General features: G+C 50.5%; 11 protein-coding genes. 4 read left to right on the forward strand and 7 right to left on the reverse strand.

Annotation, left to right across the window (positions count from 1 at the left end; all coding sequences use genetic code 11):
• Positions 1-106 precede the first annotated feature (106 nt).
• The 4 genes from xylB to H3M12_RS01590 form a co-directional block, all read right to left on the reverse strand.
• Positions 107-1618: a xylulokinase gene (gene xylB / locus H3M12_RS01575; protein WP_129032920.1), complete on the reverse strand. Its 1512-nt coding sequence runs from the start codon at positions 1616-1618 to the stop codon at positions 107-109.
• Between the two features lie 157 nt (positions 1619-1775).
• A complete protein-coding gene (gene xylA / locus H3M12_RS01580; RefSeq protein ID WP_129032921.1) occupies positions 1776-3125 on the reverse strand; it encodes a xylose isomerase in 1350 nt (449 codons plus the stop codon).
• A 231-nt stretch (positions 3126-3356) separates the two neighbouring features.
• The gene (locus H3M12_RS01585) at positions 3357-4529 is read right to left on the reverse strand and encodes an ROK family protein (protein WP_233449204.1); all 1173 of its coding nucleotides are present in this window, start codon (positions 4527-4529) and stop codon (positions 3357-3359) included.
• A gap of 353 nt (positions 4530-4882) precedes the next feature.
• Positions 4883-6037 carry a hypothetical protein gene (locus H3M12_RS01590; RefSeq protein ID WP_129032923.1) on the reverse strand — a complete coding sequence of 385 codons (1155 nt, stop codon included), beginning with the start codon at positions 6035-6037 and terminating at the stop codon, positions 4883-4885.
• Between the two features lie 821 nt (positions 6038-6858).
• On the opposite strand from H3M12_RS01590, the gene H3M12_RS01595 reads away from it, so the two are divergent.
• Positions 6859-7953, forward strand: coding sequence for a MucBP domain-containing protein (locus tag H3M12_RS01595; protein ID WP_129032924.1), 1095 nt, complete (start codon positions 6859-6861; stop codon positions 7951-7953).
• A 77-nt stretch (positions 7954-8030) separates the two neighbouring features.
• Here H3M12_RS01595 and H3M12_RS01600 read toward each other — a convergent pair whose 3' ends face one another.
• Entirely contained in the window at positions 8031-9086 is a 1056-nt protein-coding gene (locus H3M12_RS01600) for a zinc-dependent alcohol dehydrogenase family protein (RefSeq protein WP_182150822.1), read from the reverse strand.
• 249 nt (positions 9087-9335) lie between these two features.
• On the opposite strand from H3M12_RS01600, the gene H3M12_RS01605 reads away from it, so the two are divergent.
• The gene (locus H3M12_RS01605) at positions 9336-9950 is read left to right on the forward strand and encodes a hypothetical protein (RefSeq protein WP_182150823.1); all 615 of its coding nucleotides are present in this window, start codon (positions 9336-9338) and stop codon (positions 9948-9950) included.
• A 96-nt stretch (positions 9951-10046) separates the two neighbouring features.
• On the opposite strand, the gene H3M12_RS01610 is transcribed toward H3M12_RS01605, so the two are convergent.
• Positions 10047-11051: a DUF6933 domain-containing protein gene (locus H3M12_RS01610; protein WP_182150824.1), complete on the reverse strand. Its 1005-nt coding sequence runs from the start codon at positions 11049-11051 to the stop codon at positions 10047-10049.
• Positions 11052-11164: 113 nt separating this feature from the next.
• On the reverse strand, positions 11165-12163 hold the full coding sequence (locus tag H3M12_RS01615; protein WP_182150575.1) for an IS30 family transposase: 999 nt from the start codon (positions 12161-12163) through the stop codon (positions 11165-11167).
• Between the two features lie 369 nt (positions 12164-12532).
• Here H3M12_RS01615 and H3M12_RS01620 point away from each other — a divergent pair, with 369 nt between their 5' ends.
• Both H3M12_RS01620 and H3M12_RS01625 read left to right on the forward strand, forming a co-directional pair.
• A complete protein-coding gene (locus H3M12_RS01620; RefSeq protein WP_129033406.1) occupies positions 12533-13930 on the forward strand; it encodes a sugar porter family MFS transporter in 1398 nt (465 codons plus the stop codon).
• A gap of 31 nt (positions 13931-13961) precedes the next feature.
• Positions 13962-15563: a xylulokinase gene (locus H3M12_RS01625; RefSeq protein WP_129033405.1), complete on the forward strand. Its 1602-nt coding sequence runs from the start codon at positions 13962-13964 to the stop codon at positions 15561-15563.
• Positions 15564-15582: the final 19 nt, after the last annotated feature.

Here is a 15582-nt window from a genome sequence, read left to right on the forward strand (position 1 = left end):
AGCAATCAATCGTGGACGCTAATTTAACCAGTTGTGCCTGGCTTATAAATCGTCAAAACGGCCCAAATTTCTCCACCGATTTGCCAACCTATTTTCAAAACAATGCTTATTTCATATTTTCACGTCGGAAGTCCAGCAACTCCGCACTAATCTGCTTAGTCTGACCGTAGACTTGCTTGTAAATATCGTGGAGTTTCTTGTACTTCTTGACGTTTTCCGGAATCGGCCGGTACTCCTTACCGAAGTGCACAAAGGTCTTCGCACAGTCCTGCAGAGAATCGAACCATCCCAGGCCAGTGGCCGCCATCATGGCCGCTCCCATGCCGGGGCCCTGTTCATTCTTCAGACTGACGACCTTTCGGTTAAAGATATCGGCTTGAATCTGGAGCCACAACGGGCTTTTGGCCCCACCACCGATGGAAACCACCGTGTCGAAGTCGCCCCCGTTTTCCTCATAAATGTCAAAGAGGTCCCGAAACGAGAAGATGATGCCTTCCAGTACCGCCCGCACAAAGTCATGGCGCTGATGGATCCCGTCGATCCCGGTAAAGCTCCCGCGGATATTCGCATCGGCGTACGGTGCCCGTTCACCCACGATATACGGGGTATAGAGCAAGCCGTTGGCCCCGACCGTCGATTTTTCGGCGCTGGCAACCACGTCGTTGAAGTCCTCCGCCGGCGCGAAAGTCTTCTTGAACCAGCTCAGCGAGTACCCCGCAGCCAAGGTCACGCCCATCGAATAGAACTTATCCGGAATGGCGTGGTCTTCGAACTGCAGGACCCCGTGGTAGTTGACGTCAGCATTGTCTTCATACTTCAAGACCACGCCCGACGTGCCGATACTAGACATGACCATGTTGGGCTGTAAAATGCCCGCCCCTACGGCACCGGCCGCGTTGTCGGCAGCACCGCCAAAGACTTTGGTGGCCGTGGTCAAACCGGAAAATTCGGCGTAGGCCGGCGTGACCGTCCCCGCAAAGTCGATTGACTTAATCAACGGTGGGCACATGCTCATCGGAATGTCAAAGACGTCACAGATGCGTTGACTCCACTGGCCCTTGGCCACGTCCAACAGCACCGTCCCGGTCGCATCGGAGTAATCCATCGCAAGGTTGCCGGTCATCCGGTAACGGACGTAATCCTTGGGTAAGACGAAGTACTTCGCCTTTTTCCAGATGTCGGGTTCATTTTCCTTAACCCACAAGAGCTTGGTCAGGGTGAACCCTTCCAACGGTTGGTTGCGGGTGATGTCGATAAATTCGTCACCCATTTTGTCCATGATTTCTTGGCGTTGCGGCGTGGTCCGGGTATCGTTCCAGAGAATCGCCGGGCGCAAGATCTTCTTGTCCTCATCCAGTAAGACCAGCCCGTGCATTTGGCCCGAGAAACTGACCCCTTCGATGTCTTCGGCGGCCAGGTGATCCGTTAAAATCAACCGGACGATGGCCACGGTCGTCCCGGAGACCCAGTCTTCGGGGTTCTGTTCGTTATAGCCGGGGCGCTTCTGAATCAGGTCGTAACCGAAGCTTTCTTGGGCGACGATTTGACCACTGTGGTCCAGTGCGGAGACCTTGACGGCGCTAGTGCCGAGGTCCACCCCAAGTACATACTTTCCCATAATTGCTCCTCCAATCAGTCTTTGTCGCTGTCATTACGTTCAGTGTACCCCACCGGCCCCTCGTACGGGTCAACGCCCTGAGGGGTGGGGCTCAAAAATGGTGGACGGACTCCCGTCCGTCCACCATTTTAAGTGCTACTGTCGCGCGCATTAAGGCTTATTTGCTTAACGTGTCGATGATGTAGTGGTTGATTGTGTCTTTGATTTCTTCCAAGTGGTCGGAGTGCGTTGCGGCAATCAATTCAGATTGTGGCTTGTCAATGACGTACTTTTCCAAGGACTTGAAGTCAGCCTTACCACTTTCGATATCTGCACCGATACCGGAATCGTAAGAGCTGTAACGGTTCTTGACGATGTTATCCAAGAAGCCGTCCTTCTTCATCGCCAAGGCAACCCGCAGACCAGCCGCAAAGCTGTCCATGCCGACGATATGGCCGTAGAACAGGTCATTTGGTTCGAAGGATGAACGCCGAGGCTTGGCATCGAAGTTCAAGCCACCGCGAGGGCCGATGGAGCCGTTTTCAACGACTTCGGTCATGGCAGCAACCGTTTCGTACAAGTTGGATGGGTATTCATCGATATCCCAGCCGATCAACTTGTCCCCTTGGTTTGCATCCAGGGAGCCTAACAGACCCGCGTCACGCGCAACGCGAATTTCGTGTTGGTAAGTGTGACCCGCTAAGTTGGCGTGGTTGCCTTCCAAGTTCAACTTGAAGTCTTTGTCCAAATCGTATTCCTTCATGAAGGCGATCGTGGTTGCGGCGTCGAAGTCGTATTGGTGCGTCGTTGGTTCCTTTGGCTTTGGTTCCAACAGCATTTGGGCGTCGAAGCCAATTTCGTTAGCGTAATCCTTCGCCATGTGGAAGAACTTCGCAGCGTGTTCTTGTTCTTCCTTCATGTTGGTGTTCCATAAGGATTCATACCCTTCACGGCCACCCCAGAAGACGTAGTTCTCAGAACCAACGCGCTTCCCGATTTCCAGACTGTGCTTCAATTGAGCGGCACAGTATGCGAAGATGTCCGCGTATGGCGAGGTTGAAGCCCCTTCAACGAACCGGGGGTTAGTGAACATGTTCGAGGTGTTCCACAAAACCTTCATGCCACTGGTCTTTTGGTATTCCACAATCTTATCAACGACTTTGTCCAGGTTCTTGTTGGTTTCACGTAACGTGTCCCCTTCTGGCGCTAAGTCCCGGTCGTGGAAGCAAAGGTAGTCCACACCTAATTTGTCATAAAATTCAAATGCGGCGTCTACCTTGGCTAATGCCAAATCCATTGGATCGGAGTACTTGTCATATGGCCGTTGGGCGGTCCCATCACCAAATGGGTCCACTAGGCGTTGGTCAAAGGTGTGCCAGTAAGCCACGGCGAACCGTAACCAATCGCGCATCTTCTTTCCACCAATGACTTCGTCCGGATTGTAGTATTGAAAGCCTAAACCTGATTTTTTATCTTGATGGCCGACATATTGAATCTTGTCGACGCCTTTCCAGTATTCTTCTGCCATAATTAATAAAACCCTCCTAGTTAGTTCGTTGCGACAACCAACTTACAAGTCTTATTATACAGTGGTTTGGGGTTAATGCAAGCGTTTTCAGAAAATTAATCTGGATTTTTGCCACCGCTTCCAATGTTTGTTTGCCAATAGCCATACGCGCCGTTAGTCTGTCGTGATTTTAGCTGGCTAACTAAAAAAACGGGTCCACCAAGGTTAGTCCTGGCAGACCCGTCGTGTTAATTAAAATTTTTCTGGAATGCGTTCAAATTTCAAAGCGTACCCGTTCAACCCCAAGACTTGATGGGTGATGACCGAACAGCCGCCCAAAACCGTGGCTAACCGCGCATTGGTAGTCAGTTCAATTGGGAAGTCCTGGTGCGCCAACCGGCGGTACCCCGCCCGAATCTGTTCGAGCAGTTCCGGCAACTCTTCGATCAACGGCGAGTTGATGAAGAAGGCGTCCGGGTCCAGCGTGCGCATCGTGTTGTACAACAAACTACTGATGGCAATCGTGAAACGCTGGAGGATCACCGCGAGGTCCGTATCGTGCTGGCGATACAACCGCACAATGTCCTCGCGACCCAAATCATGCAGGCCCTTTTGTTCCTCAACCTGGTGGATGATGGCATCTTCGGAACTGATGTCCTCAGCACGGACCGGCGTGGCCTGACCTTCGCCATCGATTTCTAGGCGGGTCACCGTTTGACCGATTTCACCGGCATCCCCGTGTTCACCACGGAACAGACTGCGGTGCAAAATAATGCCGGCCCCAATCCCCCGGTGGATACTGATGGTCACCGTACTGTTCAACTCGCGGGCGCCGTTGAAGTCTCGTTCGTAAATGGCAGATAGGTTGGCTTCATTCTCCAACACCACCGGTACATGATACGCCGTGGAAAAGATTTTGACTAAATCAACGTCCTCCATGTTAATAAACGGTGACGTCTGAATCTGATTATCGCAGATGATGCCGTGAATGGAGAAGCAGATGCCTAGTAAGCCGTGGGCCGATTCGTCTTCGGCCTGCACGTTACCGATATACTTCTTGATCTGGGTGACCATCTCATGAATCGATTGGTCCCGCGTTTGAACGCGGTCGTACTTCCAGACCTTGCCATTCAACGTCGTGGCCAGCGCATGCAGGTGTCGATAGCCCAAATCAAAGGTCAGCGTGTACCCGTAATCTTGGTTGATGGCCACTAGCGTCGGTTTGCACCCGCCGGCCGTCGACGCATCGCCGTAACCCAGCTCCTTTAAGTAGCCTTTCGCCATCAAGGTGTTATATAAGGAAGAAACGGTCGATTTGTTCAAGTGCAGTCGGTGGGAGATTTCAATCCGCGACGTTGGGTGATTGTTAAAAACTTGTTGCAAGACAAACTTCAGATTTTGATCGTGTAGCTGATTACGTGTCATACTTCGCTGGACCATTTTACGTCCCCCCATACCTTCAAGATTAGTGGTTAGACCCAATTATAATGATTTAGTCCCCCAACTAACCACGCCAACTGTCTACTTTAGTCCTCCAACAGAACCCCCGTTAAACTAAGCAGCGGTTCTAGTTTGGCGAACCAACTAACCTCAGTATGTGGCAAGACCGTGGATAAATCAACTGCTTTACCTCAACTTGACTAAAAAAATGTAAGTGAAGGGATTTCGGCCTGCAACGACCTATTTTTGGTATGTTCGGTTACATAAGAAAGTGCTTTAATTATCATTACTTTTTTATCAATTTTGTTGCCCAGGTACGAGCAGCTGATTATCGAGCCTCACCTTTGATGTTTGACCCGTAGCGGGGCCCGTTTGCCCCGGCGCCAATGTCGGGGACCAAACCAGCGCGCCAGTGCGTGATGCTGTGGCTTGGCTTGAGTAGACGCGACTGGAGTGGCGACAGGTGTGGCCGGCGCCATTGGGGGGCGGTGCGGCGCCGTGACGGTTACCGGATGATTCTGCAACCGTTGGACCGTCTGCATCACGGTGTGGACCGTTTGGGCATCCCACAGGGCGTTATGGGCGTTGGGCGTGGCGATGTTCAAGAGTCCTGCTATCCCGCTGAGCGGTAACGTATAACTCGCCTTTCCACGCCCCTTGTTGGCGTGGTTAATCACCTGGTTCACATACGCTTCCCCGTCAAATAGGCGAATCGGCTGCCTCAAGAGTGCGAGTTCGTCTTTCGTCAATTGGGGTTCACAACGCTTTACTAAACTACGTAAGACTTTATAGTCGTTGTGATAATCCCAGGCCATCAACGGTAAGCCGGGGGCTAGGACCTGGGCAATGAAGGCCCGCACCACGGCTAGCGGCTGGGCCTGTTGCTGGTAGGCCGCCAGGGTCAAGCCGGTAGCGGCCAGACCTTGAAGTTTTTGTTCCGGACTGAATTCGGGTTGGTCGACGTACCGGTTGAAGTAAATGGGTAACTGCCGTGTCCCCGCGTAGCCAATGGCGCTGAGCTGAAACAACCCAAAATTCACCCCATCGATCGTCGTCAGTTGCCACTCGATTTGCTTGCCCTGGTGCTGAACGGCGTAAAACGAGCCAAACTCACAGTCCACGGCAATATAGCGTTGAGGGATCGTTTTAAGGAGGCGAATGTTGCCCAACGGTGTGGCTGGTTGGGCGCCCTTTGACCGGGAGAAGTCGTAACCCTGTTCCGACAGGTAAGTCCACTGGGCTTGCGACGTGGTAAAAGTCTGGTAGACCACGACCTTATTGGGGTTCAAGACCAGTTGGTGACCATTGGCGAAGCCGACCACATAATGCTGATCATTGCGCGAAATCTGGGTCACCTTCCCCATTCGCACGTGTTCCGGCGCCCGAATGATGACTTCCGCTGACTCTACCCGATAAGCCGGCGCACCCACTACGTAGAGGTTCCGCGATTGGTCCGGTCCCTTTTTCTCCAACACCGCCAATTGATCTGCCATGTTTGTCCTGCTCCCTTTCAATTGTTTGCCTTTAGCCTACCATAATTTTTGTAAAAAGCAAACGTTTGTTCGCGTCGCTTGAACGAAAAACAACTCCCACCCGTTACCGGAAAAGAAACATTTCCAGTTCAGTTTTCAATTGCGCTTGAGTTGCCATGGAGATTGGTCCAACGCCAGGATATTGCCTAGACTGTCGATCACCATGTCGGGGTGGATAGCCTGGGGGTGGCGATCACAAAGTTGGCCAGCGTCGAATTTTGTGTGGTATTAGTGACCTCATTTCTAGGGTCCTTCGGCGCACATCCTGTTCCCGAGTGGCCTTCAGGCGTTTAGTCATCGACTCCTAAATAGCCTTCGACGAAGTCCTGGTCGACCTTCAGACTGTCCCCAGCCGCGACACTACCATTCCTGATAAAGGCATGAAGTGGTCCCCTTTTCACCGACCAGCTCGTTGCCAGCACTACTTTATCATTTACAGTACAAACTTTAATCAGGACTCTGTCGTTTCACTTCCATTAGTTTCACGGATTGACTAGCGAGTCAGCCATTTTACTGGTTCATTTAACTCAGCAATGTAACTGTTTAATTGCTTTCAATTGCTCTCTTTTCTCAGCTAGCAGTTGGAATCCCCGAAACGGTTTCACCAGCAGATGTTATTGGCCGTTAATGAGGCATATCGTTGCTGTTTATCCCTAAACCAGTTACAATAAAATTATTAAAAGTTGTCCACTTGTTCCAATGTGTTACAACCGTAAATTTAATGCACTTCTTAAATGGCATCAATTGTCATCTAATCTATCAATCGAGAGGAGGAGTTCACTGTGCCCCAAAAATTAAAAGTGACTACCATGCCACCCCATATTCTTTCGTCACGACACCACTGGCTGGCCACTAGCTTAACCGTGACCTCGCTCACTCTCGGGGTCTTCGGCACCACCATGGTCGCCCGTGCCGACACACCGGCCACCACTCAACCAACGTCTTCTGCCGTCACCACGACGACCGCCCCTGCCAAATCCAGTGTGCCCTTAAAAACCACACCGACCGCAACGCCATCTAGTTCCGCCGATTTAGCAGCCAAGCCTGCTAAACCAACAATTAAAGTTCCTGCCTCTCAAGCCCCCACCACAGCAGCTCCAGCTTCAACGGCACCCACTACGACAGTCACGACACCCGATCAGGTTACGACCACCACGCCCGGTGGAACCGATGAGGATTCTGACTCCAGTGTTCCCGTCACGCCAAACACGACCGGAATGGTCACCGTCAACGGTGTCAACCAAACGGGGAGCTTATTGAATCAGCAAGTGATGACCGGTGAAGTGGGGGCAATTTACCAGGCCTCAGCGGCGACTTTAGCTGGTTACCAGGTCGTTGGCTCCGCCAGCCAAAGCGGCACCTACACCGAAACGCCCCAGACCATCATCTTTACTTACCGCCCTGTCTTGACCAGTACTGCCGATGATAACCAAAACATCGCTGACAGCGCTGACGACCAGACCGTCAGTAACACCGACCAAGACCAAGTCGTTCCCGCTTCAAACCCAACCACTAGTAAGTCAACCATACTAACTAAGTTTACGACGACCACCTCCAGCGCAACTGACAGTACCACCAACCAAGCATCCCCCGCACCGACACCGACCACCACCCAGCCACACAGCGCCCCCACCAGGGTTGCCAACACGTCGCAAGCCGTAACGCCCACCACACCAACGGCTAACCCGTCAACGCCCTCTAAATCAAAAGCGGCCCTGCGTACAGCACCCAAAACTACCGAAGCCGACTTCGATTTACCCCAAGTTGAAAACGACGTGGCCGAGTCCCAAAACGTTTTTGTCAGTTTGGGGCTTCTCCTAACCGTCTTAGGCTTTGGCAGTTTAGTCGGTCTACGCTGGCACAACCGTGACCGTTAGCCACGACTAGCAGATACAAAATCCCCGAAACATCTGCCAATTCAGTGTGTTCCGGGGATTTTGGAAGTTAATTTAGGTTAATCGTTACCGACGCGTAAGACACAAGCGCCTTTGATGTCTCCGTGCTTGACCACTCGTAAGGCTTCATCGGCGTGGTCCAAGGCGTACGGCGTGGTGGCCGGGTGAATATTCAACCGGTCCGCCAGCGTCAAAAAGGTCTCGCCGTCGCGCCGGGTATTACTTTCCACGCTGGTCAGGTTCTTTTCGTGGAAGATGTGGTACTGGTAGTTCAACGCCGGGATGTCACTCAAATGAATGCCCGCTAATGCCAGGGTACCGCCCTTTGCCAAGTTAGCCAGTTCATTGGGCACCATGTCGCCCACCGGCGCGAACATGATCGCCGAATCGAGCTTGACCGGCGACTTATCGTAAGCGCCCTGCGCCGAAGCCGCCCCCAATTTTAGACCAAACTTTTGGGCGTCCTTGCCTCGAGTGAAGACGTGGACTTCAATGCCCTGGGCGATGGCGATGTGGGCGGTGATGTGGGCCGACCCGCCAAAACCGTAGAGGCCCAACCGACCACCAGCTGGCACGTTGGCCCGTTCGAATGCCCGGTAACCAATGATCCCAGCACACAACAACGGGGCCGCCGTTACAGAATCCAAGCGCTCGGGAATCCGGTAGGCAAAGCCCTCAGGAACCGTCACGTATTCGGCATAGCCACCGTCATGATCCCAGCCGGTGTATTTGGAGTACGGGCAAAGATTTTCCCGCCCGGACCGGCAGTACCGACAAACGCCACAGGTCCACCGTAACCACGGAATGCCGATGCGTTCTCCCAATTTGAAACGTGTGGTCGCCGGGCCATTCGCCACGACTTCCCCCACGATTTCGTGGCCGGGGGTCACGTGGGCTTGGTGGACCGGCAAATCGCCCTCACTCACGTGTAAATCGGTGTGGCATACACCACAGGTCAAGACCCGGACTAAGGTTTCGCCCACACCAGGTTGCGGCACGGGTTTGGTCACCATTTCGATTGGCGCCGTCGGGCCGTCGATGGGTCCCGGTGTGGTCACTTGCCAAGCCCGCATCGTACTCGGGATATTAGCGACGTGTTCTGCTTGTTCTGCCATCTTAAATTCCTCCTATCACCAGGTTAACTGGGCCACGGTGGTCACCAACTTTCGTTTACAGTAATCATGACCAGGAGCCTTCCCCCTTAGTTTAGCCTTAATTTCAAATTTGGACAGACTTCACCCAACTTTTTTCCGCTTCCGTGCGGCAAATGTCATATTATGTCACCTTGATTTGGTATCCTATATTTTAAGAAGTGGTTGTGTACCACCATTTCATTTTATGTTGTACAGAAAGGTTGGATATCCATGCAAGACTTACCCTTTACTTCCGCCGACAGTTGGGCGTTGTGGGACGTTCCCGCTGCCGACTTGAGCACCCGCTCAAATCAGGAACGCCAGCGTCTCTTCGGCACTGCCTATCAGGCTGAACATTTCCCCAAAGACCTGCTCAACGGCAATCTTGAACAGCGCTTACGGGAAACGCACTACGTGTTAGTGGGGATCAACCCCAATTACGTGACGCGCGAACACCTACGGGAACGGCGGTTCCTTAACTTTCACGGGCGCAAGGGCCGTTTAGACTACCGCTTAGCGGCGGCGGTCTACGGTAAGCCGCTCTGGGGGACCTTCATGACCGACCTTTCCAGTATCACCCCACCAGTAAGTCGGCGGGTCCGCTTCACCGCTCAAGACGTGGCCGCTTTCGAACAACACTTAGATCAGTTGGGGATTCCTGCAACCAGCACCCTGATTGCCCTAGGGCCCACGGCGCAGCACCCGCTCGCCCACTACGCCCACCGTCCGGTTGCCTCCCTGCACCATTATGCGGGAGTCAACGGTAGTTGGGACGCAGATGCAGCCCACCAACAAATTATGGCCATCTTGCAACAAGGAGCTAACACTCAATCTAAATTGGCTTAATCTAAAACGTCCCGTCGTGGGGAATAATCACGACGGGACGTTTTTTCTGACCTGTTTTAGTGGTCGCCAGTCAGCCACACCACTTGGTGCAGCTGCTTAAAACTGGAACCAGTCCTCATCCAACGTGTTACTCATGATTTCACGGGCAGTCGAGGCAAAGTCTTCGGTAACTAAGTTTTGCTGGGCTAATAAGCGGTACAGCCGGCGCAGCGCCGTCTGAATCCGCTTGGCTTCCGTCACGCTCACACCGTGCAACAAGAGCTCATCCACCCCCGCTGCATCGTCGTCAAGGATCGTGACATACCGGTAAGCCAGAAACTCATTGAGATAGAAGGTCAATTCCCGCAAATAAGACGTTTTCGTTTTAGCTGAAACTTCCCCCGTCAAGGCCTGGTCGAAATTTTCCAGCAACGTGGTGTTAGCGGCTTGAATTTGCGCCGTCAATTTATCCAATTCTTCTAAATCTGCCGTCACACTGAGGTCATCACAGGTCTTTTGCAGTGCTTGTAGCTGGGCTACGGCCGGACCAAATTCCACTGATTCTTTGGGTGGAGCTGGTACGGCTACGACGGGGTGCCACTGCATGTTAGCGGCGGCCAAATCCGCCGCCAAATCACGACCGGTGTGGTAGTGACCCGCATCATCCTTGCGCATCCCCTGTGTCAGGCGAATGGCTAGTTCGGCTTCGTCCCTCGCCGGTCCATCTTCCAACAAACTGGTCAGCATCGCGCCGGTATCGTTCATCCGCCCCACCCGGCTGCGGGTCACGGTCCGATTAGTCTCCCACGGCTTAGCGACTCGCCGATATAAGTCAAAGTCCGCAGGTGGCAAGTTATTATATTGCCAGATTTCTTCCAATTGCGCCCAAAAACGAGTTGCAAGCTGTTGCCGGTTCTTGGCGTTCACGTCCGTTAACACCACCGTCAACATACATGCATCGTTCACCAGCAACACTATCTTCTTATGCTGCCGGGTCGTGTAAGTCGCGTGCCATGAAAACAGCGGGTTCGCCAGGGCCAGTTGCTTGGCCGTCGCGGAATCTGCCACTGCCGGAAAGTCCTGAAACAGTCCCTGGGCCTTTTGAACCACATTAATCAACATGCTTGTCCACCTCATTAGTTTGGTCATCTTTACTGTAGTGTAGCTGATTCGATTGGGTAATGCACGTTTGACCAACGATAAGATGGCCTGGCGGTATTTTCCCGGACGAATTGTCAAATCAAGTGTAACTTTTTACCGAAGAAAACTTCAGATGGTGTCTTCCAGCCTAAGACCTTACGGGGGCGATTATTTAAATTCCTGACAAACTTCGCGATATCTTGATCGGTCAGTTCATCAAGGTCAGTTCCTTTGGGAAAATACTCTCGGATGAGACCATTGGTATTTTCGTTGGTCCCACGTTGTTGTGGTGCGTGCGGGTCTGGAAAATAGACTGAGATACCAAGCTCTTTACCGACTTCACGATAACCCGCAAACTCTGTACCTCGGTCTGGTGTAAGCGTACGAACGCGTTTAGGTGTGACTGTATGCAGGAGGTCGATCATCGCTTGGGTCACATTCTTGGCATTCACTTTGGGTACACGCTCAGACAGAAGGTATCGTGACTTACGGTCGACCAGTGACACTAAACCCGAACGCCCGACCTTGCCGCGAACGGTATCGCCTTCCCAATGGCCAAAACGAGTCCGATTCTCACATGAGACTGGTCGTTCATGGACTGATGGGACATTATTAAAACGGCCACGTCGTTCGTTGACAGTTCCTTTAACCTTACGAGTTTTCCCACGATGTCGTAACTTTCGAGCGAATCCTCGAGCCCCATGACTTTTACGTTTAACGCCTAAATTATTTCGTTCAATTCCGCGATAAATCGTGTTGTAGCTGATATGCCAATTACTGGTCTCTAAAGATAAACGACCGGCGATTTGCTCGGGTGACCATTGTCGTTGAAGAATGCAGTGAAGGACAAAGTCGCGTAGCTTTAAATTCTCCAGTACCCTGAGGCGGCGACTCTTTAATCGGCGCTGTTGATAGTTCTGCTGGGCTTTTACGGCGGAATAGGCGCCCCGACCGCCGTTGCGTTTAATTTCTCGTGACACAGTGGCTTTGGAACAACCGATTTGATTGGCAATAACCTGGTAAGTATGGTGTAAAGTTACACCTAACAGTATGCATTCGCGGTCTTTTAAGGTAAGATGTGTATATGGACTCATAGCCTAAGAACTCCTTTAGATGATTGTTATGGTGACTTCATTCTACAGGACTCAGGCTAGGAGTCTATTTTTATTTTCTTACTTGTTGCACTTCAATTGTAAATTCGTCTATCAAAAAGGGCCTAGTACTTTTGGAATGGAAATACTTTCCAACACCAAAAATTCTAGACCCAAAAAAAACAAGTTGATTTATGCGTACAAATATTATAAACTGTATTTGTTCAATAAATGAAAGTGGTTCATAAGATTGTGATTCCTAAAGCATGCCGGCGCAGGGAGTCACGAATTATTGAAAGGGCTTTCGATAGATGATGAATACTTGGGTAAGCAATTATTTTTGACAAACCCCTTAATTTAGGAGGAATAAAATTGGATAAGAAAAAGAATGTTTCCAGTAAGTTTATTTTCTTCTTCGGTTCATTTGGTGGTATCTTGTTCGGTTATGACATTGGTGTTATGACCGGAGCACTACCTTTTCTGAAGACTGACTGGAATTTAACAAATGCATCATTAGTTGGTTGGGTTACTTCTGCTGTGATGTTCGGTGCCATCTTTGGTGCTGCAATTGCTGGGCAGCTAGCTGACCGACTTGGTCGGCGACGAATGATTCTAATGTCGTCTTTGGTTTTCGCTATTGGTTCAATTCTATGTGGATTTTCACCTAACAACGGGACGTTTTACCTGATTGGCATGAGAATATTTTTAGGACTGGCTGTTGGTGCGGCCTCTGCTTTGGTACCAGCCTATATGTCAGAAATGGCACCGGCACGATTACGTGGGAGTTTGTCTGGGATTAATCAAACGATGATTGTCTCTGGGATGTTGATCTCATACATTGTTGACTTTGTTTTAAAGGATTTACCAGAAAGCATTTCTTGGCGTTTGATGTTAGGGCTAGCTGCTGTTCCTGCAATTATCTTATTTGCTGGGGTTCTTAAGCTGCCTGAATCACCTCGCTTCTTAATCAAGGCTAACCGTTTAGATGAAGCACGGCAGGTTTTATCATTTGTTCGTAAACCAGAAGAAGTTGAACCTGAAGTTAAGTCAATTCAAGCAACCGCACAAAACGAATCAAGTAACATGGCAAAGACCTCATGGGCAACACTGTTTAACGGCAAGTATCGTTACTTGGTTATTGCCGGGGTTGGTGTGGCTGCTTTCCAGCAATTCCAAGGTGCCAACGCAATCTTCTACTACATTCCATTGATTGTTGAAAAGGCAACTGGTAGTGCAGCAAGTTCTGCATTGATGTGGCCAATTGTTCAGGGGGTTCTGTTAGTTCTTGGTTCACTCTTGTACATCTGGATTGCTGATAAATTCAATCGGCGGACGTTGTTAACTCTAGGTGGTACGGTGATGGCTTTGTCCTTCCTGTTACCAGCCGTGATTAACAGTCTAGTACCAAATGCAAGTCCAATGATGATTGTGGTCTTCTTATCAATTTATGTGGCCTTTTACTCCTTCACTTGGGCGCCATTAACTTGGGTGCTGGTTGGTGAAATCTTCCCGCTGGCCGTTCGGGGCCGGGCATCTGGTTTATCATCATCCTTTAACTGGATTGGTTCATGGGCCGTTGGGTTACTCTTCCCAATTATGACGGCTTCAATGTCACAAGAAGCGGTGTTTGCTGTCTTCGGTGTTATCTGTGTCTTGGGAGTGCTCTTCGTTCGTTTCTGTGTTCCAGAAACCCGTGGTCGCTCACTCGAAGAAATCGAAGCTGCTGGTACTAACCGTGGTAAGAAAACTGAAACGGCGCAAAACAACTAGTATTTTTGAATGATTTAGGAGGCATAACGAAATGAACTTAGTCGAAACGGCGCAAGCCATTGAGGCGGGGCAGGTTTCCTTAGGGATTGAATTAGGCTCAACTCGAATTAAAGCGGTGTTAGTCACCGATGACTTCAATACGATTGCTTCCGGTAGTTACGTTTGGGAAAATCAGTTTGAGGATGGTGTTTGGACCTATTCACTTGAAGAGGTTTGGTCCGGTATCCAGCAGAGCTATACGCAAATGGCGGCGGATGTTCAAAGTAAATATCATGCTAGCTTGAAGCATATTAATGCGATTGGTGTTAGTGCAATGATGCACGGCTACTTGGCGTTTGATAAGAACAATGAGTTGTTAGTGCCTTTCCGAACTTGGCGGAACAATATTACGGGCCAATCAGCTGATGAATTAACCAAGCTCTTTGATTTCAATATTCCACAACGGTGGAGCATTGCCCACTTATACCAAGCGGTCTTAAATGATGAGGACCACGTTGCCAATGTTGATTTCATCACGACGTTAGCCGGTTATGTCACTTGGAAATTGTCTGGCGAGAAAGTCTTGGGTGTTGGAGATGCTTCAGGTGTCTTCCCAATTGATGAAAAAACTGGTAGTTATGACCAAGCAATGCTAGATAAGTTTAGCAGTCTAGATAATGTTAAACGTTATCCATGGCAGATTGAGAACATTCTACCTAGCATTTTACCGGCTGGTAAGATTGCCGGTAAGTTAACCGCTGAAGGGGCTAACTTATTGGATGCCAGTGGCAACCTTGAAGCCGGTAGTGTTATGGCACCGCCTGAAGGCGACGCTGGTACTGGGATGGTTGGAACAAATAGTGTTCGTAAGCGGACTGGTAACATCTCCGTTGGGACATCAGCTTTCTCCATGAATGTTTTGGATAAAACATTGTCGAAGGTTTACCGCGATATTGATATCGTGATGACCCCAGATGGTTCACCAGTTGCCATGGTCCACGTTAACAACTGCTCATCTGATATTAACGCTTGGGCAAGCATTTTCAGTGACTTTGCTGCACGGTTAGGTGTTGATCTAAAACCGGATCGACTTTACGAGACACTTTTCTTGGAATCAACTAAGGCAGACGCTAACGCCGGCGGGCTGGTTAACTATAGTTATCAATCTGGTGAAAATATCACTAAGATTCAAGCCGGTCGACCACTGTTTGTTCGAACGCCTAACAGCAAGTTCTCTCTGCCAAACTTTATGCTGACTCAGCTTTATGCAGCATTTGCACCATTGCAGATTGGAATGGATATCTTGGTCAACGAGGAACACGTACAAACTGACGTGATGATTGCGCAGGGTGGTTTATTCCGGACACCAGTAATTGGTCAACAAGTACTGGCTAACGCTTTAAATATCCCCATCACGGTTATGAGTACGGCTGGTGAGGGTGGCCCTTGGGGAATGGCTGTCTTGGCGGCTTATGCCCAACGTCAAACGAGTGAGAACCTTGAAGACTTCTTGGATCAAGAGGTCTTCAAGAATCCTGAAAGTATGACGTTGAGTCCTGAGCCTGCAGGAGTTGCTGGTTACCAAGAGTTCATCAAGAATTATCAAGCTGGATTGCCAGTGGAAGCTGCCGCTGGCGAAGCTATTAGCGACTAAGAGAAGAGAGGTTAATTGA

The sequence above is a fragment of the Levilactobacillus suantsaii genome (genome assembly GCF_014069315.1).
Classification (GTDB): Bacteria; Bacillota; Bacilli; order Lactobacillales; family Lactobacillaceae; genus Levilactobacillus; species Levilactobacillus suantsaii.